23 protein-coding genes are annotated in these 20652 nt (G+C 72.2%); 17 read left to right on the top strand and 6 right to left on the bottom strand.

The genetic code is table 11. The annotated features are described in order from the left end of the window. From ACWD3I_RS41705 to ACWD3I_RS41690, 4 genes are all read left to right on the top strand, one after another. On the top strand, positions 1-411 hold a 411-nt coding region (locus ACWD3I_RS41705; RefSeq protein WP_451084326.1), incomplete at its 5' end, for an alkaline phosphatase PhoX. Positions 412-450: 39 nt separating this feature from the next. Beyond that, positions 451-1344, top strand: coding sequence for a PPK2 family polyphosphate kinase (locus ACWD3I_RS41700; RefSeq protein WP_451084325.1), 894 nt, complete (start codon positions 451-453; stop codon positions 1342-1344). 70 nt (positions 1345-1414) lie between these two features. Then, positions 1415-2257 carry a polysaccharide deacetylase family protein gene (locus ACWD3I_RS41695; protein WP_365398789.1) on the top strand — a complete coding sequence of 281 codons (843 nt, stop codon included), beginning with the start codon at positions 1415-1417 and terminating at the stop codon, positions 2255-2257. 18 nt (positions 2258-2275) lie between these two features. Beyond that, complete coding sequence (locus ACWD3I_RS41690; protein WP_365398792.1) at positions 2276-2455, top strand: hypothetical protein; 180 nt, start codon at positions 2276-2278, stop codon at positions 2453-2455. Here the strand turns inward: ACWD3I_RS41690 and ACWD3I_RS41685 are convergent. Together ACWD3I_RS41685 and ACWD3I_RS41680 are read right to left on the bottom strand one after the other, a co-directional pair. Further along, positions 2447-3118 carry an ABC transporter gene (locus tag ACWD3I_RS41685; RefSeq protein WP_365398795.1) on the bottom strand — a complete coding sequence of 224 codons (672 nt, stop codon included), beginning with the start codon at positions 3116-3118 and terminating at the stop codon, positions 2447-2449. The genes ACWD3I_RS41690 and ACWD3I_RS41685 overlap by 9 nt on opposite strands. Then, complete coding sequence (locus tag ACWD3I_RS41680; protein ID WP_365398798.1) at positions 3115-3975, bottom strand: ABC transporter ATP-binding protein; 861 nt, start codon at positions 3973-3975, stop codon at positions 3115-3117. Before ACWD3I_RS41680 ends, ACWD3I_RS41685 begins: the two co-directional genes overlap by 4 nt. Before the next feature lie 122 nt (positions 3976-4097). Between ACWD3I_RS41680 and ACWD3I_RS41675 the strand changes: the two genes are divergently transcribed. The 8 genes from ACWD3I_RS41675 to ACWD3I_RS41640 all read left to right on the top strand — a co-directional run bounded on the left by ACWD3I_RS41675 (position 4098) and on the right by ACWD3I_RS41640 (position 11821). Beyond that, a complete protein-coding gene (locus ACWD3I_RS41675) occupies positions 4098-4799 on the top strand; it encodes an aminoacyl-tRNA hydrolase (protein ID WP_365398982.1) in 702 nt (233 codons plus the stop codon). Continuing rightward, on the top strand, positions 4796-5434 hold the full coding sequence (locus tag ACWD3I_RS41670; protein ID WP_365398801.1) for a TetR/AcrR family transcriptional regulator: 639 nt from the start codon (positions 4796-4798) through the stop codon (positions 5432-5434). Before ACWD3I_RS41675 ends, ACWD3I_RS41670 begins: the two co-directional genes overlap by 4 nt. Before the next feature lie 88 nt (positions 5435-5522). Beyond that, positions 5523-5930, top strand: coding sequence for a hypothetical protein (locus ACWD3I_RS41665; RefSeq protein ID WP_365398804.1), 408 nt, complete (start codon positions 5523-5525; stop codon positions 5928-5930). Continuing rightward, positions 5930-6511, top strand: a complete 582-nt coding sequence (locus ACWD3I_RS41660; protein ID WP_365398807.1) for a TIGR03086 family metal-binding protein — start codon at positions 5930-5932, stop codon at positions 6509-6511. The genes ACWD3I_RS41665 and ACWD3I_RS41660 overlap by 1 nt, the downstream gene beginning before the upstream one ends. Positions 6512-6726: 215 nt before the next feature. Continuing rightward, a complete protein-coding gene (locus tag ACWD3I_RS41655) occupies positions 6727-8205 on the top strand; it encodes a DUF692 domain-containing protein (RefSeq protein WP_365398810.1) in 1479 nt (492 codons plus the stop codon). A 250-nt stretch (positions 8206-8455) separates the two neighbouring features. Continuing rightward, positions 8456-9223, top strand: coding sequence for a DUF4142 domain-containing protein (locus ACWD3I_RS41650; RefSeq protein ID WP_365398813.1), 768 nt, complete (start codon positions 8456-8458; stop codon positions 9221-9223). Between the two features lie 85 nt (positions 9224-9308). Next, positions 9309-10100, top strand: coding sequence for a TIGR04222 domain-containing membrane protein (locus tag ACWD3I_RS41645; protein ID WP_365398816.1), 792 nt, complete (start codon positions 9309-9311; stop codon positions 10098-10100). Between the two features lie 98 nt (positions 10101-10198). Next, positions 10199-11821 carry an alpha/beta hydrolase gene (locus ACWD3I_RS41640; protein ID WP_365398819.1) on the top strand — a complete coding sequence of 541 codons (1623 nt, stop codon included), beginning with the start codon at positions 10199-10201 and terminating at the stop codon, positions 11819-11821. On the opposite strand, the gene hemQ is transcribed toward ACWD3I_RS41640, so the two are convergent. Beyond that, positions 11822-12553, bottom strand: coding sequence for a hydrogen peroxide-dependent heme synthase (hemQ, locus tag ACWD3I_RS41635; RefSeq protein ID WP_365398822.1), 732 nt, complete (start codon positions 12551-12553; stop codon positions 11822-11824). Between the two features lie 5 nt (positions 12554-12558). Next, positions 12559-14010 carry a protoporphyrinogen oxidase gene (gene hemG, locus ACWD3I_RS41630; RefSeq protein WP_365398825.1) on the bottom strand — a complete coding sequence of 484 codons (1452 nt, stop codon included), beginning with the start codon at positions 14008-14010 and terminating at the stop codon, positions 12559-12561. Positions 14011-14167: 157 nt separating this feature from the next. Here hemG and ACWD3I_RS41625 point away from each other — a divergent pair, with 157 nt between their 5' ends. Together ACWD3I_RS41625 and ACWD3I_RS41620 are read left to right on the top strand one after the other, a co-directional pair. Continuing rightward, positions 14168-15151 carry a DUF4349 domain-containing protein gene (locus ACWD3I_RS41625; RefSeq protein WP_365398828.1) on the top strand — a complete coding sequence of 328 codons (984 nt, stop codon included), beginning with the start codon at positions 14168-14170 and terminating at the stop codon, positions 15149-15151. A 27-nt stretch (positions 15152-15178) separates the two neighbouring features. Beyond that, positions 15179-16564, top strand: coding sequence for an FAD-dependent oxidoreductase (locus ACWD3I_RS41620; RefSeq protein ID WP_365398831.1), 1386 nt, complete (start codon positions 15179-15181; stop codon positions 16562-16564). Positions 16565-16567: 3 nt separating this feature from the next. Here the strand turns inward: ACWD3I_RS41620 and ACWD3I_RS41615 are convergent, their stop codons facing one another. Beyond that, positions 16568-16891 carry a hypothetical protein gene (locus tag ACWD3I_RS41615; RefSeq protein WP_365398834.1) on the bottom strand — a complete coding sequence of 108 codons (324 nt, stop codon included), beginning with the start codon at positions 16889-16891 and terminating at the stop codon, positions 16568-16570. Between the two features lie 125 nt (positions 16892-17016). On the opposite strand from ACWD3I_RS41615, the gene ACWD3I_RS41610 reads away from it, so the two are divergent. Beyond that, a complete protein-coding gene (locus tag ACWD3I_RS41610; protein WP_365398837.1) occupies positions 17017-17835 on the top strand; it encodes a rhomboid family intramembrane serine protease in 819 nt (272 codons plus the stop codon). Position 17836: 1 nt separating this feature from the next. Here ACWD3I_RS41610 and hemE read toward each other — a convergent pair whose 3' ends face one another. Further along, positions 17837-18895: a uroporphyrinogen decarboxylase gene (gene hemE / locus ACWD3I_RS41605; RefSeq protein WP_365398840.1), complete on the bottom strand. Its 1059-nt coding sequence runs from the start codon at positions 18893-18895 to the stop codon at positions 17837-17839. Between the two features lie 123 nt (positions 18896-19018). Between hemE and ACWD3I_RS41600 the strand changes: the two genes are divergently transcribed. Then, positions 19019-19687, top strand: coding sequence for a DUF3000 domain-containing protein (locus tag ACWD3I_RS41600; RefSeq protein ID WP_365398843.1), 669 nt, complete (start codon positions 19019-19021; stop codon positions 19685-19687). Between the two features lie 246 nt (positions 19688-19933). Next, positions 19934-20596: a response regulator transcription factor gene (locus ACWD3I_RS41595; RefSeq protein WP_046260003.1), complete on the top strand. Its 663-nt coding sequence runs from the start codon at positions 19934-19936 to the stop codon at positions 20594-20596. Positions 20597-20652 lie beyond the last annotated feature (56 nt).

Raw genomic sequence — 20652 nt, 5'->3', positions numbered from 1 at the left:
TGTGTGTACTTCGTGTCGTCCTTCGCCCACAGCGCGGAGGGCTCGGCCGCGGACCACTTCGGCCAGATCTGGCGCTACGACCCGTCCTCGCGCCGCCTGACCCTGGTGATCGTCTTCGGCCCGGACACCGACATCCAGCTGCCCGGCGAGTCCCCCGACAACATCTGCCTCGCCCCCAGCGGCGGCCTGATGGTCTGCGAGGACGGCAACGGCGCCCAGCACGTGTACGGCGTCACGCGCCGGGGTGAGGTGTACGCGATGGCCCGCAACGCCCAGAACATCGGGACGCCCGAGGCGCCGGAGTGGGGCGAGTTCGCGGGGGTCACCTTCTCGCCCGACGGCGACACGATGTACGTCAACTGCTACACGCCGGGGACGACGTTCGCGGTGACGGGGCCCTGGCGCAGGTAGGGCCTCCGCGCCGGGAGGCGGACCCCCGCCTCCCGGCGCATGATCGAGGCACGACCGGACCGGAAGGGACGCCCCGTGGCCGAGAAGAAGCACCGCGGACTGAGCGAGCTGCTCCGCGTCCCCGGGGACGAGCCGGTCGACCTCTCCAGCTACGACACCAGGGCGACGACCGGCGGCCCGAGCGGCAAGAAGGCGGCCCTCGCCGACACCGCCCTGACGGGAGAGCGCCTCGCCGGTCTCCAGGAACGGCTCTGGGCGGCGAGCACGGCAGGTGACCGCCGGCGCGTCCTGCTGGTGCTCCAGGGCATGGACACCAGCGGCAAGGGCGGCACGGTCAAGCACGTCATCGGCCTGTTCAACCCGTCCGGCTGCCGTATCAGGGCGTTCAAGGCCCCGACGCCCGAGGAGCGCGCACACCCCTTCCTCTGGCGCGTCCGCCAGGCGCTCCCCCACTCCGGCGAACTGGGCATCTTCGACCGCTCGCACTACGAGGACGTCCTGATCGCCCGTGTCCGCGAGCTGGTCCCGACGCCCGAACTCGGCCGCCGCTACGGCCAGATCAACCGCTTCGAAAAGTCCCTCACCGACGACGGCGTGACGCTGATCAAGTGCTTCCTGCACATCTCCTACGACGAGCAGCGCCGCCGCCTCCTCGAACGCCTGGACCGCCCTGACAAGCACTGGAAGTTCAACCCCGGCGACATCGACGAGCGCGAGCTGTGGCCGGCGTACCAGGAGGCCTACGAGCTCGCCCTGCACCGCTGCTCCACCCCGCGGGCCCCCTGGCACCTGATCCCCGCCGACCGCAAGTGGTACCGCAACTGGGCCGTCAGCCGCCTCCTCCTGGAGCACCTGACGGCACTGGACCCGCAGTACCCGAAGGCGGACTTCGACGTGGCGGAGTGCCGCCAGCGGCTACTGAAGGGGGCATGACGGGCAGCTGAGCGGCGCGTGAGCGGCCGCAATCCGGGATGCGCCCGATTCATCCCGTTATGTTCATACGGTGATCATTCGAGTACGACAAGTGGCGGCCTCCTGCGCCCTCGGCGCCGCACTCACCGCCTGCACCGCCGCCCCTGAGGCACCCCAGGCCACCCACCCGGCCCCCTCCGCCCCCGCCGCGCCCTCCCGGCCCCCGACCCTCGCCCCGGGCCCCGCCGGACTCACCCCCGTCTTCAAGAACGGCCCCCGCACGCACGGCAAGACCGTCGCGCTCACCTTCGACGCCGACATGACCGCGGACCAGGGGCCCCGGGCCGCGGCCGGCGAGCGCTTCGACAATCCGCGGCTCATCGCCGCGCTGCGAGCCCTGAAGGTGCCGGCCACCGTGTTCATGACGGGGCGGTGGGCCGAGGAGTACCCGACACAGGCGCGGTCGATCGGACGGGACCCGCTCTTCGAGGTGGCGAACCACTCGTACAGCCACTACGCCTTCACCGGCGACTGCTACGGGCTGCCGACGGTCTCGCAGGACCGCATGCGGGCCGATGTCGAGGACGCTTACGCCGCCTTCCGGAAGGCGGGTGTCCCGGACGCGCGGCCGTACTTCCGCTTCCCCGGCGGCTGCTACGACCGCGAGTCCCTCAAGGCGCTCACCCCGGCCGGTGTCACCGCCGTGCAGTGGGACGTGGTCAGCGGGGACGCCTTCGCGACGGACGCGGACGCCGTGGCCCGGCAGGTGCTGGACGGGGTCCGGCCCGGTTCCGTGGTCGTCATGCACTGCACCCGCAGCGCCGCCCCGACGACCGAGCGGGCCGTCCGGACGGTCGTGCCGGAGCTGCGGGCGAAGGGGTACCGGTTCGTGAAGGTGTCCGAGCTGATCGGGGCCACGGGTGGACGGCGCTGAGCGCCTTACGCTGGAGGCATGAGCGACGACTACTGCACGATCAGAGACGTGCCGAGGCCGCCCGTCGCCGACGGTCCGCCGTACGCGGAGTGCGTGCTGTGCCGGAAGCCGACGGAGTACCCGGAGTCGTACAAGGGGATCACCATGTGCCCCGTCTGCGAGTGGCAGGAGGCCCAGCGGACCGCCTGCTCAGGGTGATCTCCGGGACGTCAGCACACAGGCCACGGCGGTCGCGCCCGCGGTGAGCAGGGCGGCCGCGGCCAGGGGCAGCAGCGGCAGTGGGACCGTGCCCTCGCGGGAGCCGGTGACCAGGCCCTGGACCGCCGCCTGGGCCGGAGAACCGGTCGTCACCGTCGTGAGCAGAGCCGCGAGCAGCATCGTGGGAACCGCCCGTCCCGGCGAGCGCAGCAGCGGCCAGGTGGTGAGCGCCCCGACGGCCGTGCCGAGCAGGGCGCACGCGAGGATGGCGATCAGCCCGGCCGCACCTGCGGGGAACCGTGGCACCCGCATCTGGTGGTCGGCGCTCACCGGATCGCTGATCAGCGTCACGACGAGAGTCGCCGCCGTGCCGAGCAGCGCCGCGGTGGCGAATGCCACCAACAGAGAGGCGAGGTGCGCCCGCGTGGGCCCGACCGCCGCGGACACACAGGCACGGGCCGCGGGCGGCTCGTTGGACACACAGATCCGCACCAGCCAGGCGGCGACGGGCAGCAGCGCGGCGGCCGCGTACCCCAGCGAGTCGAGGATCGGCTGGCCGCTCTGCACCCCGATGCCCAGGAACGCGACGTACAGGATGAACGGCGGCAACCAGCGCTGGGAACGTACGAGCAGGGCGGCCTGGTAGCGGAGCAGAGCGGTCATCGGCCGCCTTCCTGTGTCTCGTGGCTCACGCTCACGACATGCCACGGCGGGCGGGCCGCCAGCAGGGTGCGGAGCAGGACGTCCGAGTGGGACGTGGGGACGGCGAGCCGGTAGGTGCCCGGTTCCGTCTCCTCGGCTGTGGTGACGGTCCGCTGGGCGTCCGCGGGCAGCCGGCCGCCGGCCGGGCCCTGGGCCACGACGGTCACCTGCGGGCCGGAGGGTGCGGCGGCTTGTGTCGTACGACGGTGGAGGCCGCCCTCGTGCACGGCGTACGTCGCGTCGGGCACCCCCGCCAGCCGGCTCGGGTCGTGGTCGACGAACACCACCGCCCCGCCCGCCGCGGTGCGCTCGGCGACCGCGCGCTCCAGTTCCGCCCGGGCGTCCGCGTCGAGGCCGGTCCACGCCTCGTCCAGGACGAGCAGCTCCGGTTCGGCGAGGAGTGCCTGGGCGACGGCGACCTTCTGGCTGCTGCCCTTGGAGAGCTGGGCCATGGGGGTGCGGGCGTAGGGGGTGGCGCCGAATCGCTCCAGGGTGTCGGCCGCGGCTCGCTCGGCCGAGGTTCGGGTGAGGCCGTGGATGGTGGCCAGGTGGGTCAGGTAGCCGAGAGCGGTGAACGGGAGGGCCGAGGGGAAGCGCTCGGGGACGTAGGCGGTGCGGGGGCGGCCCTTGATGCGGCCCTCCGAGGGGGCGTCGAGGCGGGCGAGTACGCGAAGGAGTGTGGATTTGCCGGTGCCGTTCGGGCCTTCTATGCGGGTGAGGGTGCCCGAGGTGAGGGTGAGGTGGATGCCTCGTAAGACCCAGGGGCCGCGTAGGCCGTAGCGGCGGCCCACGTTGTCCAGCTGTAGATCGCGTTCCATGGTGGTCATGATGTCGTGTGGCGGCCGATGGTTGTCTGTGGCTGGTCGCGCCCACGCGGCGGTAGCCGCAAATCGACACAGCCCCGCGCCCCTTAGGGTTGGCTGGTGTGAGCTCTGATTCCATGCCGCCCGGCGACAGTCCGTTCCAGCACTCGGCCACTGCTCGCGATCAAGCGCCGCAGTTTGTACTGCCGTTGGTCGTGCGCATCGAGCGGGGCGCGCCTCCCGCCCGTACCGACGCTCTCGAGACCGCCGCCCGTGCCGTTCTCGTCATGCTCAGCGATGAACGCTCCCTCGGTGACGGTGAGTGGGCCCGAGCCATGCACGACTGGCAGGACGCGCGTATCCGGAAGGTCGTGCGGCGGGCCCGTGGGGGCGAGTGGCGGAAGGCCGAGGCGCTGCCCGGGATCACGGTCACCGGGAAGTCCGCGGAGGTGCGGGTGTTTCCGCCGGTGCCGTTGGACGGGTGGCCCAAGGAGTTGGCCAAGCTTCAGGTGTCGGGTACCGACCTCGACGACCCCGAGCCGCCGGTGGACGCCGATCCGGGTGTCCCCGTGCTGTGGATGAGCCCGGACGTCGACATGTCGGCCGGGAAAGCGATGGCTCAGGCCGGGCACGGGGCTCAACTCGCCTGGTGGGAGCTGTCGGACGAGGAGCGGGCCGCTTGGCGGGACGCCGGGTTCCCGGTCGCCGTACGGACCCCTGGGCGGGACCGGTGGCGTGAACTCGTGCGGAGTGGGCTGCCGTTGGTGCGGGACGCCGGGTTCACCGAGATCGCCCCGGGCTCGTGCACGGTCGTCGCCGACCATCCGGCGCTGCGGTGACCCGGCTCGACGGCAGGGTCGAACGGGGCAACCGCACCCGGCAGTCGGTGCTGCGCCGTACCGTCGAGATCGCCTCCGTGGAGGGTCTCGAGGCGCTGTCGGTGGGACGGCTCGCGACCGATCTGCGACTCAGCAAGAGCGGGGTGTTCGCCCTGTTCGGCTCCAAGCAGGAGCTGCAACTGGCCACGGTGCGGGAGGCCTCGCGGGTGTTCGTCGCGGAGGTCGTGGAGCCCGCCGCGACGGTTCCGGCGGGGATCGGACGGGTGTGGCGGCTGTGCGAGGCGTGGCTGGAGTACTCGGAGGGGCGGGTCTTTCCCGGCGGCTGCTTCTTCTACGGCGTGCTGGCCGAGTTCGACGCCCGGGAGGGTGCCGTGCACGATGCGCTGGTCGATGCCCAGCGGTACTGGGGCGCTCACGTGGAGGGCTGCGTCGAGGAGGCGCGGACCGCGGGTGAGCTGCGCGCCGACACCGATGCCGGGCAGCTCGCCTTCGAGCTGATCGCCCTCATGGAGTCGGCGAACGCGCTGTCCGTGCTGCACGGGGAGAACGTCGCCTACCGACGGGCGCGGGTGGGGATCGCGGCGCGGTTGCGGGCGGTGGCGGTGGACGCCTCGTCGGTGCCCCAAGTGGGCTGAGGGACAAGGCAAGTCGACTGCTCGCCATCCGGGGCCGGCGGCCGAAAACAAGTAGCACGATCGTTCGCTTACTTTTATTCTCGGATCCATGCGAATCTCGCGACGAACGATCCTGCGCGCTCCCTGGCAGCCCGGACCCGAACCGCCGACCGACGCCCCGGTGGTGGTCGGCGTCACCGACTTCACCGCCCTCGGCTTCGGGCAGGCCGCCTCGGTCGCCCTGGCCGGCGCGCGATTGCGCCGCACCTGGCCGGAGACGCCCGGCGCGCTCGGCATGTGGCTGTGGGCCGACCCGGTCCGCAGACGCTCCGGAGCCGTGTCCGTGTGGGCCGACGAGCGGGCGCTCAAGGAGTTCGTCGGCCGGCCCGACCATCTGCGGATCGTGCGCGCCCACCGTGGGCGCGGTGAACTTCGTTCGGCGACACGGGAGTTCGCGACGTTCGAGCCATCGACCCTGTGGGCCTACGCCCTGGACCTGATCACCGAGGAGCAGTGATGGACGTCGTGGAACTCGACCGGATCGCCGTGCACGAGGCCCTGCGGGTGGTGGAACTCGCGCAGGACGGGGACTGGGAGCGGGACGGTCCCTGCGCCGGGTGGACGCTGCGGCGGCTGGTGGCGCACATGGCCGCGCAGCACCACGGGTTCGCGGCCGCCGCGCGGGGTGCGGGCGGCGATCCGGCGTACTGGACGGAGCCGGCGGACATGAGCGAGCCGGCCAAGGTGCATCGGGCGGCCGCGACGGGCCTCCTCGGGGCGTTCGCCGAACCGGGCGCCGTGGAGCGGGAGTTCACACTCCCCGAGCTGGGCGGGCGGTTCCCCGGGCGGCTCGCGATCGGCTTCCACTTCATCGACTACGTGGTGCACGCCTGGGATGTGGCCGCAACGCTGGGGGTCGGGCTCGAGCTCCCCGACGAGGTCCTGACGGCGGCCCTGGCCGTGGCCCGGCGCGTCCCGGCCGATCCGGCGGGGAGGGGTCCGGGGTTCGCGTTCGCCGCGACGCTGGACGTACCGCCCGGTGCCGGGCCGCTGGAGGAGACGCTGCGGCTGCTGGGGCGGTCGCCGGAGTGGGGGTGAGCGGTCCGCCCGTTTGAACGGGCGGCTGCCGCGTTACGTACGTCCTGGCACGGGTGACCGGAACCTCAAATGTTCCTCTGAACGACGGGGTGGGGGGATTCGAGGCCGGGCACCGGGGCCATACCCCCGTCACGCCGGAAACAGCGAGCCGTCGAAGGGGACGACACAGCGGATCCAGGTGGAGCGGAGAGTCGGCCGGAGGAGGGACGGGGACGATGGAGCGACTGGGTACGGGAATCGGATGGCGGCCGGAGATCGCGGACGCCGTGGAGCGCATGCCGGGTATCGACTGGGTCGAGGCCGTGGCGGAGAACGTCTGCCCCGGGCACCTCCCCGAATCGCTGCTCCGGCTGCGCGAGCGCGGGGTGACCGTCGTCCCGCACGGCGTCTCCCTCGGGCTCGGCGGCGCGGACCGGCCCGACGAGGACCGGCTGACAGCCCTCGCCGAGCGCGCCACGGCCCTGGGCTCACCACTGGTCACCGAGCACATCGCGTTCGTCCGGGCGGGCGGGCCGCTGACGGCCTCACCGCGCCTGGAGGCGGGTCATCTGCTGCCGGTGCCGCGCACCCGCGACGCGCTCGACGTGCTGTGCGAGAACGTCCGTATCGCCCAGGCCGCGCTGCCCGTGCCGCTCGCCGTCGAGAACATCGCCGCGCTGATCTCCTGGCCGGGCGAGGAGATGACGGAGGGGCAGTTCCTGTACGAGCTGGCCGACCGCACGGGCGTACGACTGCTGATCGACGTGGCGAACCTCCACACCAACCACGTCAACCGCGGCGAGGACCCCGCCGAGGCCCTCACCGACCTCCCGCTGGAGGCCATCGCCTACGTCCACGTGGCGGGCGGCTTCGAACGCGACGGCGTCTGGCACGACAGCCACGCCCACCCCGTCCCCCGCCCGGTCCTCGACATCCTCACCGACCTCGCCTCCCGCGTCTCCCCGCCGGGGGTCCTGCTGGAACGGGACGAGAACTTCCCCGAGCCGAGCGAGCTGGAGGGGGAACTGGCGGCGATCCGGGGCGCGCTGGAGAAGGGGCGCGAGCAGGCCGGGGGAAGCCCGGAGGAGGGCGTCGGCGAGTCGGTCGGGGAGGCCGCGGGGCAGGTCGCGGACGCCGGGGAGCGGGAGCGGATCCGCGCAGTCTCCGGCGACCTGGCTCCGGAGGTCGGGCGCGGACCGGCGGAAGCATCCGGCGACCTGGGCCAGGAGACCGGCCTCGACACCACCGCGGCCGCCACCCCCGGCGCGACTCCCCTCACCACCTCGGGCCCCACCCCAGCCCCCGCCCGTCAGCGTCTGGCGCTCGCCCAGACCTCTCTGCTCTCCGCGCTCGTCGCCGGGACGCCCGTGCCCGAGGGGTTCGACCGGGTGCGGGTCGGGGTGCAGGCGCGGGCGCTCGCCGGGAAGCGGGCGGATGTCGTGGCGAAGGTCGCGCCCGAACTGCCGGAGATTCTCGGGGCGGGGTACCGGGCGGCGTTCCTCGGGTACGCCCACGGCCACCCGATGGGCGCCGGCTACCGGCGGGACGCGCTGGACTTCGCCGGGCACCTCCTCGGCTCCGGCCTGCCGGAGGACCCGCACGCCCGGGCCGGGCTGCGGGAGTGGTGGCTGGAGCGGTCCGGCACGCGGCCGCGGTCCCACCGGCCCGCCGTACGGCTGGCACGGGCGACGCGGCGGGTGCTGCTGCGACGGTGACCAGCCGCCGTCGGCACCGACACCGCGACCGAGTGTGCCGGGATTAACACCCTCGCCTCGACACATCTCCCACACACTCGGTTGGCCACCCTTTGATGCCATATGCCACCAGCCATCCCTTCACCATTCGCCCTTGGTGTCCGGGATGCAACCATTCGCTCCTGTACGGCAGTTGGCACGGACCGCGCAGTAACATGCCAATCCCGCACTCGAAATCTCACTAGCGTGCGGTGCCGTAACAGGAGGCACCATGCGACCGCGACCCCCCGTCAACGGCCGAGGAATTCTCAGCGGCACGGGGCTCATCATCACCGGCCTGACAGCGACCCTGATGGCGCTGATCTTCCCGATCTGGTCGTACGCCGACCGGTCGGGGACCGGAGCCGACGTACTCAACGCCGAGACCGTGTCGACGCAGTACGGGCCGTTGTCCGCTCTCGACCGGGAGTTCGTCACAAAGGTCCGGCTGGCCGGGCTGTGGGAGCTGCCCGCCGGCCAGCAGGCCCAGCAGAAGGGCACGACACAGGCCGTACGGACGGCCGGACAGCACCTCGTCGAGGGGCACACCTTCCTGGACGAGCGGGTCCGCGACGTCGCCTCGCAGCTGGGCCTGGTGCTTCCCGACGAGCCGAACGACCAGCAGAAGGGGTGGCTCGCCACCCTGAACGCGGCCCAAGGCGTCGAGTACGACCGCGAGTTCGCGAACATCCTGCGTCTCGCACACGGCAGGGTCTTCTCCGTCGTCGCCCAGGTCCGCGCGAGCACCCGCAACTCCCTGGTCCGCACCCTCGCCGACGACGCCAACACCACCGTCCTGGACCACATCAAGATCCTGGAGGCCACGGGCTACGTCGACTTCGACGCCCTGGCCCAGGACATGGCCGCCGGCAGCACACCCCCGATCACCAACTCCCCGGCCCCGCCCGCCTTCACGGCAGCGCCGACCCCGGCCGTCCCGGTGACCCCGAGCTACTCGCTCCCCCCACCCGCCACCAGCCCGCCCCCGCGCGAGCCCTAAGGGGAACGTCACATACCGGCAAACACTTGTCCGGATTGTGAACAAGGCATGGCGCAGTCCAGACCATCTCGCATAGAACAGCGTCATGTTCTGGGTCCTTCTCCTGCTGCTGGCCTGGGCCGCCGCCGGAACCGCGTGCACCCGGCTGTGCCTGGCCGCCGTACACGCCGCGGCCGACGATGTGGACGCGGGCCACGGACACGACCTCACGCTGTACGAGGCGGCGTTCCTGTCCGGCGGCCCACGCCGGGTCGCCGACCTCACCCTCGTCTCCATGGCCCGCCAGCGCCGACTGCTGCTCGCGCACACGGGCTGGGCGACGGTCGTCGATCCGCGCGGCCGGGACGAGATCGAGCGCTCCGTCATAGGGGCGATCGGACCGGAGGGGCAGTCCCGTATCGCCCCGGTCCGGGACGCCGCCGCCACCGCGGCCCCGGTACGCGGTCTCGCCGACCGTCTCGTCCGCGCCGGCCTCGCCGTGCCCGACGGGACGCGCACGACGGTCGCGGCCGCGGTCCGCCAGGTGCAGATCGCCGCGGTCGTGGTCCTCGCCCTGGGCGCGACCGCGCTGCTGACGCCCGCCCCGTCGGACGTGCCGCGCCATCTGATCGCCCTCTGGTTCGCGCTCCCCCTCGCACTGACCCTGAGCTGCCTGGCCATCGCCCGCGTCGAGGTGCACCCCTACTCGCGCTGGGCCTCCCCGGCAGGTCAGCGGCTGCTCGGCGCCCTGCCCCGGCGTGCCGCCGGCGGCGACGACCGTACGTACCTCACCACCGTCGCCGTACGAGGCGTCAGCGCGGTCGGCGAGCCGGACCTGCGCGCGGCCTTCGCCGACCGCGAGCAGCACTGGCGCACCGGACACACCAGGGGCGCATAGGGGGCATTGGCGCCGACACCGGCCGGATGGTGCTTGCCTTCGCCGACAACCAAACGAAACATCCCTTTTGTTGCTGCCGTGCACCGAAGGGATACGCGATGAGAGCCCCCGCCCTCTATTCGGCCGCCGGGACCTTGCTCCTGACCACTCTCGCGGCCGCCCCGGCCGGCAGCACGTCGGGCGCATCGGGTGCTCCCGGTGCGGCCGAGGTGCGCGGCACCGCGACCGCCGCCGCGCGCGCCCAGGCCGAGGGCATCGCCTTCGGCAAGTGCGCCGAGGTGGAGGACCTGCCGGGCGACGTCCGGTGCGGCACGGTGTCCGTCCCGCTCGACTACGCGCGCCCCGACGGGAAGCAGATCAAGCTCACCGTCAGCCGCGTGCGGGCCACCCACAAGGACCCGCACAACAGCAAGCGCAAGGTGCCCCGGCAGGGCGCCCTGGTCTTCAATCCGGGCGGCCCGGGCGCCTCCGGCATGTACTTCCCGCTGATCGGCGTGGTGCCCGAGTGGAAGCGGCTCGCGGCCGCGTACGACCTCGTCGGCTACGCCCCGCGCGGGGTGGGCCGTTCCGCGCCCCTGTCCTGCCAGGACCCCAAGCACTTCTTCAAGGCGCCCTCGCAGGCACCGACGTACCCCTCGGAGTCGTACAAGCAGGAGCGCATCGCCCAGGCGAAGGCGTACGCGCGCGGCTGCGCCAAGCGGGCGGGTGACGCGCTCCGGCACTACACCTCGCTCAACAACGCCCGCGACCTCGACGTCCTGCGGGCCGCGCTGGGCGAGGAGAAGCTGACGTTCATGGGGGCGTCGTACGGCACCTACTTCGGGGCGCTGTACGCGACGCTGTTCCCCTCGCACGTACGGCGGATGGTGTTCGACTCGGCGGTGAACCCGGATCCGACGCAGGTCTGGTACCGCAACAACCTCGACCAGTCGGCCGCGTTCGAGGGCCGCTGGGCGGACTTCCGGGACTGGATCGCCAAGCACGACAAGGTGTACGGGCTCGGCGACACGGCGGAGCGGGTGCAGCGCAGCTACGACAGGGCGGCGGCGCAGCTGGCTGCGGAGCCGGCGGGCGGGAAGGTCGGGCCCGGGCAGTTGCAGGGGGCGTTCCTGACGGCCGGGTACTACGACGACTACTGGCCGCACCGGGCGGAGGCGCTGTCGGCGTATCTGAAGGGCGACCCGAAGCAGCTCATCCTGCAGGCGGGGCCGCATCCGGAGGCGGCGAAGGAGGCGGAGAACGGCAACGCGGTCTACACGGCCGTCGAGTGCAACGACGCGGCCTGGCCGACGGACTGGAAGGTCTGGGACCGGGACAACACGCGGCTGGCGCGAGTGGCGCCGTTCGAGACGTGGGACAACGTCTGGATGAACCTGCCCTGCGCGTACTGGTCGGCGCCGCGTCAGGAGCCGCTGGATGTGCGGACCGGTCCCGGTGAGCTGCCGCCGACGCTGATCCTGGCGGCCGAGCGGGACGCGGCGACGCCGTACGACGGCGCCCTGGAGATGCACCGGCGGCTGTGGGGCTCGGTCCTGGTGACCGAGCGGGACTCGGGCACGCACGGCATCGCGGGCGGCCCGAACCCGTGTGTCAACGGGCATGTGGACGCGTACCTGCTGGAGGGCAGCCTCCCGGTGCGGCGCGCGGCCTGCGCACCGCACCCGGAGCCCAAGCCGCGCGAGCACTCCCGGAAGAAATCGGCCGCCCGGCCCGCGGCCTGATCAGGCGAGGCCCGCGACCAGCTCCGCGACGTCCTTGCGGCGGCCCGTGTAGAACGGGACCTCCTCGCGGACGTGCATGCGGGCCTCGGACGCACGCAGATGGCGCATGAGGTCGACGATGCGGTACAGCTCGTCGGCCTCGAAGGCCAGCATCCACTCGTAGTCGCCGAGCGAGAACGAGGCGACCGTGTTGGCGCGGACGTCCGGGTAGCCGCGGGCCATCTTGCCGTGGTCGGCGAGCATGCGGCGGCGGTCCTCGTCGGGCAGCAGGTACCAGTCGTAGGACCGCACGAAGGGGTAGACGCTGACGTAGTTGCGCGGCGTCTCGTCGGCGAGGAACGCCGGGATGTGCGAGCGGTTGAACTCGGCGGGGCGGTGCAGCGCCATGTTCGACCAGACCGGCTCCAGGGCGCGGCCCAGCTTGGTGCGGCGGAAGAGGTTGTACGCCTCCTGGAGCTGGTCGGCGGTCTCCGCGTGCCACCAGATCATGAGGTCGGCGTCGGCGCGCAGCCCGGACACGTCGTAGGTACCGCGGACGGTGACGTCCTTGGCGGCAAGCTGGTCGAACAGCTCCTGGACCTCGTCGGCGTAGCCCGCGCGGTCCTCGGGGAGCACGTCCTTCAGCTTGAAGACGGACCAGAGCGTGTAGCGGATGACCTCGTTGAGGTCCTTGGCCAGCTTGCCCTTGTTCGGGATCCGGCCGGCCTCGGGGGTGGGGGCGTCGTTGCTCATGGTCCTTATTCTCCTGCTCCTCCGTGCAGACTCTGCACCGGGTCGGCGGTGAGCTCCTGCACACCGCGGTCGTCTCCGTGGATCCGGTCGACCGCCGCGTACGCGCTCGCGATGCACGCCGGGATGCCGACGCCGTCGTACTGCGCGCCGCAGACGGCGAGGCCCGGGAGCTCGGCCACGTGTTCGCGGATGCGGGCCACGCGCGCGTGGTGGCCGACGGGGTACTGGGGCAGGCCGTCGGTCCAGCGGGTGACGCGGGTTTCGAGAGGCGTGGCGTCGAGGTCGGTGGCGGCCTTGAGATCGTGCCGGGAGACGTCCACGAGCTCGGCGTCCTCGCGCTCCAGGATCGCCGTCTCGCCGTAGCGGCCGACGGAGGTGCGCAGGACGACGACGTCGGGGTTCTCGTCGGCGATCCAGCCCCACTTCTGGGAGGCGAACGTGGACGCCTTGATGGTACGGCCGTCGACCGGCGGTACGAGGAAGCCGCTGCCCGCGGGGAGGGCGGTGTCGGTGCGGCGGTAGGCGAGGGTGATCAGGGCCATGGAGGCGTACTCCACGGTGGCCAGTTCGGCGGCGGCCTCGGGAGCTTCGGCGCGCAGGAGGTCCGCGGCGGCGGGAGCGGGGACGGCGACGACCACGGAGTCGGCGTGCAGGACCCGGTCACCGGCGACGACCCGCCAGCCCTCGGCTTCTTCGCGGCGCAGCCCGGTCACGGGGGTGTCGGTGAGGATCTCGCCCCCGCGCGCGCGTACGGACTCGGCGACGGCGAGCGGCAGGCTGCCCACACCACCCTCGATGCCCATGAACACCGGCCCGGTCTGCTGGTTGGCGGCGGCCTTCGCCTGGATCTCGCGGACCGCTTCCGTCAGCGAGATGTGGGTCTTCGCGGCCTGGAAGAGCTGCGGGATCGCCGAGCGCATCGAGATGCGGTAGGCGTCGCCCGCGTACACGCCGCCGAGCATGGGCTCGATGAGCCGGTCGACGACCTCGCGGCCGAGGCGCTCCGCCACGTACGCGCCCACCGCCACGTCGTCGCCGACCTCCGTGCGCGGCAGGTCGGCGTCGCGATCGATGCGGGCGAGGCCCTTGTCGGACAGGACGCCGGAGAGGGCGGCCGCAGTGCCGGGGACGCCCATCACATGGCCCTTGGGCATGGGGCGCAGGGCGCCGCGGGTCCAGATCGAGGCGGTCGCGGTGGAGGGCGTCTGCAGGCGGCTGTCGAGACCCACCTCGCGGGCGAGCGCGATCGCTTCCGGTCTGCGCGCCAGCATCGACTCGGCCCCGAGGTCCACGCGCGCACCGGCGATCTCGCCGGGCAACAGCTTGCCGCCGACGCGGCCGGACGCCTCCAGGACCGTCACCCGTGCCCCGCGCTGCAGCAGCCGGTGCGCGGCTGCGAGGCCCGCGATCCCGGCTCCGATGACGACGACGTGCTCCGGCGTACCTGATCCGCTCATGGCTCCACCCTCTCAGACGCCACCGGGAGTCCGGCCAGGGCCGTATGGCCCGTCCGAGTCCTGACCGTGACCGCATCGGGACCGTTGTGCTCCAACGTTCCGGTGCGTCCCGGCGTCGAAGGAGCGTCAGTTCGTCACGACCCTCGGGGGTAGGCCCATGCGCGCACGACGTTCCGTACGACCTGTCCAGGCCTTGGCCGGGCTCCTGCTGGCCGCGGCCCTCGCCCTGACCGGCTGCACCGGCTCGGGGGGCGATTCCGGCAGCGCCTCGGGGGACTCCGACGCCGCCCAGTCGCAGGCCAAGGAGGCCGCACCGGGCGCCGCCGCGGACGACTCGGCCGGCGGCGGCAAGCAGGCCACCACCGCGCCCAGGCTCCCGACGAGCCACATCATCCGTACCGCCGAACTGACCGTGCAGGTCAAGAACGTACCGAAGGCGCTGGAAGCGGCCCGTACAGCCACCGTGAACGCGGGCGGCTACGTCGGCAAGGAGTCCACCTTCCGCGACAAGGAGGGCACCGAGGAGACGCAGGTGACCCTTCGGGTGCCCGCCGACCGGTACGAGGAGGTCCTGGCCGAGCTGGAGGGCTCGGGCAAGCTGCTGGAGCGTACGGCGAAGGCGCAGGACGTCACCGAGCAGGTCGTCGACGTGGAGAGCCGCATCAAGACGCAGCGCGCGAGCGTGGCCCGGATCCGGGAGCTGATGGACCAGGCCACCAAGCTGAGCGATGTGGTGACCCTGGAGGGAGAGCTGAGCACCCGTCAGGCCGACCTGGAGGCACTGCTCGCCCGGCAGGCGTCCCTGAAGGACCGCACAAGCCTGGCCACGATCACCCTGTCCCTGTCCGAGAAGCCCGTCGTGAAGGCCACCGAGGACGACGACCCGGGGGTCCTCGACGCGCTGGCGGGCGGCTGGGGCGCGTTCGTGTCGATGCTGCGCTGGATCGTGGTCGCCCTGGCCGCGGTACTGCCCTTCGCCGCGGTGCTGGCCCTGATCCTGCTGATCTGGCTGCGCTGGGTACGCCCCCGGCTGCCCCGCCGCCCGGCCCCGGCGGGCGCGTCGAGCACGCTGGGCCCGCTGCCGACGGCCCGTCCGGCACCGCAGCCCGGACGCTCCGAGCAGCGGGGTGAGCAGGACTGAAATGCCCTGCGCCCGTAGCGTGTTCGCATGAACATGAGCGCTGCGAGCGAACGGCTGGTCGTGATCGGCGGCGACGCCGCGGGAATGTCCGCGGCGTCGCAGGCACGTCGGCTGAAGGGGCCCGGGGAACTGGAGATCGTGGCGTTCGAGCGGGGCCACTTCACCTCGTACTCGGCCTGTGGCATCCCGTACTGGGTGGGCGGCGACGTCGAGGAGCGCGATCAGCTGATCGCCCGTACGCCCGAGGAGCACCGGGCCCGTGACATCGATCTGCGCATGCGCACGGAGGTCACGGAGATCGACGTGGCCGGACAGCGGGTACGCGCGCGTGACGTCGATTCGGGAGCCGAGTCCTGGACGTCGTACGACAAGCTCGTGATCGCGACCGGCGCCCGCCCCATCCGCCCGGAGATGCCGGGGGCCGACGCACCGGGCGTCCACGGCGTGCAGACGCTGGACGACGGCCAGGCCCTGCTCGACACGCTGGCACGCACGCGTGGCCGCAACGCGGTGGTGGTCGGCGCCGGGTACATCGGCGTCGAGATGGCCGAGGCGCTCATCAACCGCGGCTACGAGGTGACCGTCGTCAACCGCGGCAGCGAGCCGATGTCGACGCTCGACGCGGACATGGGCCGCCTGGTGCACGAGGCGATGGAGGGCATGGGGATCACCATGGTCAACGACGCCGAGGTCACCAAGGTCCTGACCGGCGAGGACGGCCGGGTGCGCGCGGTGGCCACGGAGGACGCCGAGTATCCGGCGGACGTGGTGGTGCTGGGCATCGGCGTACGCCCGGAGACCTCGCTGGCCAAGGCGGCGGGCCTGCCCGTGGGGCACCACGACGGGCTCCTGACCGACCTGGCCATGCGGGTGCGCGGCCACGAGAACATCTGGGCGGGCGGCGACTGCGTGGAGGTCCTCGACCTGGTCTCCGGCCAGGAACGGCACATCGCGCTCGGCACCCACGCCAACAAGCACGGCCAGGTCATCGGCGCGAACGTGGGCGGCGGTTACGCGACCTTCCCGGGCGTGGTCGGCACGGCGGTGAGCAAGGTCTGCGACCTGGAGATCGCCCGCACGGGTCTGCGGGAGAAGGACGCGCGCAGGGCGGGGCTCCGGTTCGAGACGGTCACCGTCGAGTCCACGTCCCGCGCGGGCTACTACCCCGGCGCCTCCCTCATGACGGTGAAGATGCTCGCCGAGCGCCGCACGGGGCGGCTCCTCGGTGTGCAGATCGTCGGGAGGGAGGGCGCGGCCAAGCGGGTCGACATCGCGGCGGTCGCGTTGACGGCCGGGATGACGGTGGAGCGGATGACGGCCCTGGACCTGGGCTACGCCCCACCGTTCAGCCCGGTGTGGGACCCGGTACTGGTAGCGGCCCGCAAGGCCGCGCTGAAAGTACGGACCGCCTGACGGCTATGCCGAACCGTTGATCCTTTCGATGGCCTGGCGGGCCTGGTCGGCGGCCGGGCGGGGCGGCAGGGACGAGACGGAGGCGCTCGGGGCGGCCACCGCCGGCGGCTGCTCCCCCGCCGGTTTCGCGTGGGCCGCGGGCCGGGTCGACCGCAGCCGGTGGCTCACCGCCTCGTCGAGGGTCACGGGTCGCTGCATCTGCGAGGCGAGCCGCCCCGCGTCCTGGCCCAGCCGGGCCACGTCTTCCCAGGGCAGCCGCAGCACGACGGAGACTTCCGCCTCGCCGTCCGGCAGTGCGTGGATCGGAGGGGTAACTCGGTCGTTCATCGCCTGTTCCTCACGTTTACCCCGCGACCCGCCTTCCCCGTGTCGCGGACGGTTGAGGAGTCATACGCACGCGTGCGTGCCGGTGTTCACCGATTCGTGGACCGCATCGGGGGCAGTACTTCCTTGTGGTCATCCCCGTCCATGACGTGAACCCGGTGCGTCGCACCCCCGTGGTGACGTACGCGCTGATCGCCGCGAACGTACTGGTCTTCCTGTACATGCCCGGCCTCGCCGGCTCCGTGGCGGGCGACAGCAGCCTGTCCCAGCTCTGCCATCTGCAGGCGTTCCTGGATCACTACGCGGCGGTGCCGCAGGAGCTGATCCACCATCAGCTGCCGCGGGTGGTCCCCACCGGTGACACGGGTCCCGGCGGCGCGGGCTGCGCGGTCGGCCCGCCGGCGTACGACAAGTCACCCGTGGTGTCCGTGTTCACCGCGATGTTCCTGCACGGCGGCTGGCTGCATCTGCTGGGCAACATGCTCTTCCTGCTGATCTTCGGCAACAACGTCGAGGACCGCATGGGCCATGTGCGGTTCGCGCTCTTCTACGTCGTCTGCGGCTACGCGGCGTCGTACGGCTTCGCGCTGCTCAACGACGACTCGGGCGACCCCCTGATCGGCGCGTCCGGGGCCATCGCCGGGGTGCTCGGCGCCTATCTGGTGCTGTATCCGAAGGCCAGGGTGTGGGTGCTGGTGCCGTTCCTGGTCTTCCTGCCGCTCCGGCTGCCGGCCTGGCTGGTGCTGGGGTCCTGGTTCGTGCTGCAGGCCGTGTACTCGTCGGGCGAGGGCGTCTCCGACGCCGGGACCGTGGCGTACGCGGCGCACATCGTGGGTTTCCTCGCGGGCATGCTGCTCGCCTGGCCGCTCAAGGCGGGCACGCCCCCGCCGCCGGAACCGCGCGGTCTGCTGTTCGGCAGGAAGGCGCGGCCCCGGCACACCTGGTAGATCAGTGGGCGGTCTGCGTGTGGACGTACTCCACGAGCCGGGTCAGCGCGTCCGGGTCGGTGGACGGCATGACGCCGTGGCCGAGGTTGAAGACATGGCCCTCGAGGTCCTTCGCCGTCTCCAGCACCTCACGGGTCTTGGCCTCGACGGCCTCCGTGCCGGCGAACAGGACGGTCGGGTCGAGGTTGCCCTGCAGCGCCTTGCCGGGGCCGATCCGGCGGACCGCCTCGTCGAGCGGGACGCGCCAGTCGACGCCGACGACGTCCGCGCCGGCCTCGCCCATCAGCCGGAGGAGCTCACCGGTGCCGACACCGAAGTGGATGCGCGGGACGCCGTACCCGGCGACCGCGTCGAAGACCTTGGCGGAGGCGGGCATCACCGAGCGGCGGTAGTCCACCGGGGCGAGGGCGCCGGCCCACGAGTCGAACAGCTGGACCGCCGAGGCGCCCGCCTCGATCTGCACCTTCAGGAAGGCGGCCGTGATCTCCGCGAGACGGTCGAGCAGGTCGGCCCAGAGCTCGGGGTCGCCGTACATCATCGCCTTGGCGTTCTCGTACGTCCGCGACGGACCGCCCTCGACGAGGTAACTCGCAAGGGTGAAAGGTGCGCCCGCGAAACCGATCAGCGGGGTGGCGCCGAGCTCGCGGGTCAGCAGGCCGATCGCCTCGGTGACGTAGGAGACGTCCTCGGGGGTGAGATCACGGAGCTGGGCCAGGTCGGCACGGGTACGGATCGGCTTCTCGACGACCGGGCCGACGCCGGGCTTGATGTCGAGGTCGATGCCGATGGCCTTGAGGGGGACGACGATGTCGCTGAAGTAGATCGCCGCGTCCACGTTGTGCCGGCGCACCGGCTGGAGGGTGATCTCGGTGACCAGGTCGGGCCGCATGCAGGACTCGAGCATCCCGACGCCCTCGCGGACCTTGCGGTACTCCGGCAGTGAGCGCCCGGCCTGCCGCATGAACCACACCGGGGTGTGCGGCACGGGCTCGCGCCTGCAGGCCTTGAGGAAGGCGGAGTCGTACGTGGCGGTCGGCGGCTGGCTCTCGTTGACACTCACGGGGGAAAGTCTCGCACGGTGCCAGGGGCGGTTCTCCACGCCGGTCGGCATCTGCGACGGCCCCCTCGCCGGGCCACGGGGTGTCTGGCCCGCGCCGAGCCATGGTTCCCCTAATCTTCCCGCATGGCTGCGGCTCAGGGACGACTGTCGGACGGCGCTGGCGGGATGGACGACGCGAAGGAGGGGGACCGGAATGCGAGCAGTGACGCTCCGCCACTCTTCCGGGCCGCCGTCGATGCACTGAGGGCGGCCCGGCTCCGACCGCAGATCGAGGTGGAGCCGACGCGCGCGCCGCAGCGGCTCGCGCCCTTCGCGTACGCGCTGGAGGCCGCGGTCGTCGACGGCGACCAGGATCTGGCCGACGGCCGGCTGGTGCTGCTGCACGACCCGGACGGTCATGACGCCTGGCGGGGCATGTTCCGGCTGGTGACGCTGGTGCGCGCGGAGCTGGAGCCGGAGATGGCGGCGGACCCGCTGCTGCCCGACGTGTGCTGGTCATGGCTGACGGGTGCGCTCCAGGCACGGGGTCTGGCGTGCGGTGAGCCGAGCGGCACGGTCACGCGTGCGAGCTCCCACTACTTCGGTGGCCTCGCCGAGCGTCCTGCCGCCTCCCAGATCGAGATCCGGGCGTCCTGGACGCCTCGTGAGGGTCTGGGCGGCGTACCGGACACGGCGGGTCATCTGGCGGCCTGGTGCGATCTGCTGGCCCAGGTCGCGGGCCTGCCGCCGGCCGGTCCGGGAGACGCCTCGGTGGTGACGCTGCCGCAGCGGCGGGGACCGCAGTCCCGCTGACACCACCCCATCGGCATGCTCTTCGCGTCGCCTTTTGACGCCCTTTTTGACATCACTTTGTCGATACGGCCACTTTCAGTCGCGAACGAGCCCTCGAACGAACCGATTCGCTCACCGAACGATCGACCGCCTGTCCGAATTGCACGGATTGTTACTCACTAGATCGTGATCTTTCTCTAAAGGCCTACGGGTTTGATGCCGAAGACGTCTGTGACCTCACAGCCGTCCCCCACCCCAGGAGGCCTGGTGTCCGTTCTCCTCGAGCAGCCCGCAAGCCTGGTCGCCTACCGCCCGAACAAGCCGACCGCGATGGTGGTCGTGGCCGACCCGCGCGTCCGCTCCACCGTCACCCGCCACCTCTGGGCGCTCGGTGTACGCGATGTCATCGAGGCCTCGTCCGTCGCCGAGGCCCGTCCCCGTATCGGCAACCCCCGTGACATCTGCGTCGCCGACGTCCACCTGCCCGACGGCTCCGGCCTGACCCTCCTGTCGGAGACCCGCGCCGCGGGCTGGCCCAATGGCCTCGCCCTCTCCGCGGCCGACGACATCGGCGCCGTGCGCAACGCCCTCGCGGGCGGCGTCAAGGGCTACGTCGTCACCGGCACCCGTACCAACGTCGGACTCCCCTCCCGACCGGGCGCCGCGCCCATCGGCTCCCGTGCCGCCGGAATGCACCGCCGCCCCCCGGGTGCCCCGAGCCACCCGGGCGGCTACCGCGAGCTCTCCGGCCGCGAGGTCGAGGTGCTGCGACTGGTCGCGGAGGGCCAGTCCAACAAGGCCATCGGCGTCTCGATGGGCCTGTCCGCGCTGACCGTCAAGAGCCACCTCGCCCGTATCGCCCGCAAGCTGGGCACCGGCGACCGCGCCGGCATGGTCGCGGTGGCCCTGCGGACGGGCATCATCCACTGACCTTCCACCGTTCACGGACGTGAACCGGATCAGTCCTGGATCCGGGAGCACGCCCC

It is taken from the genome of Streptomyces sp. NPDC002817 (assembly GCF_053592055.1).
Note: the sequence above shows the minus strand (reverse complement) of the source record. Positions and strands in the feature narration are given on the sequence as shown.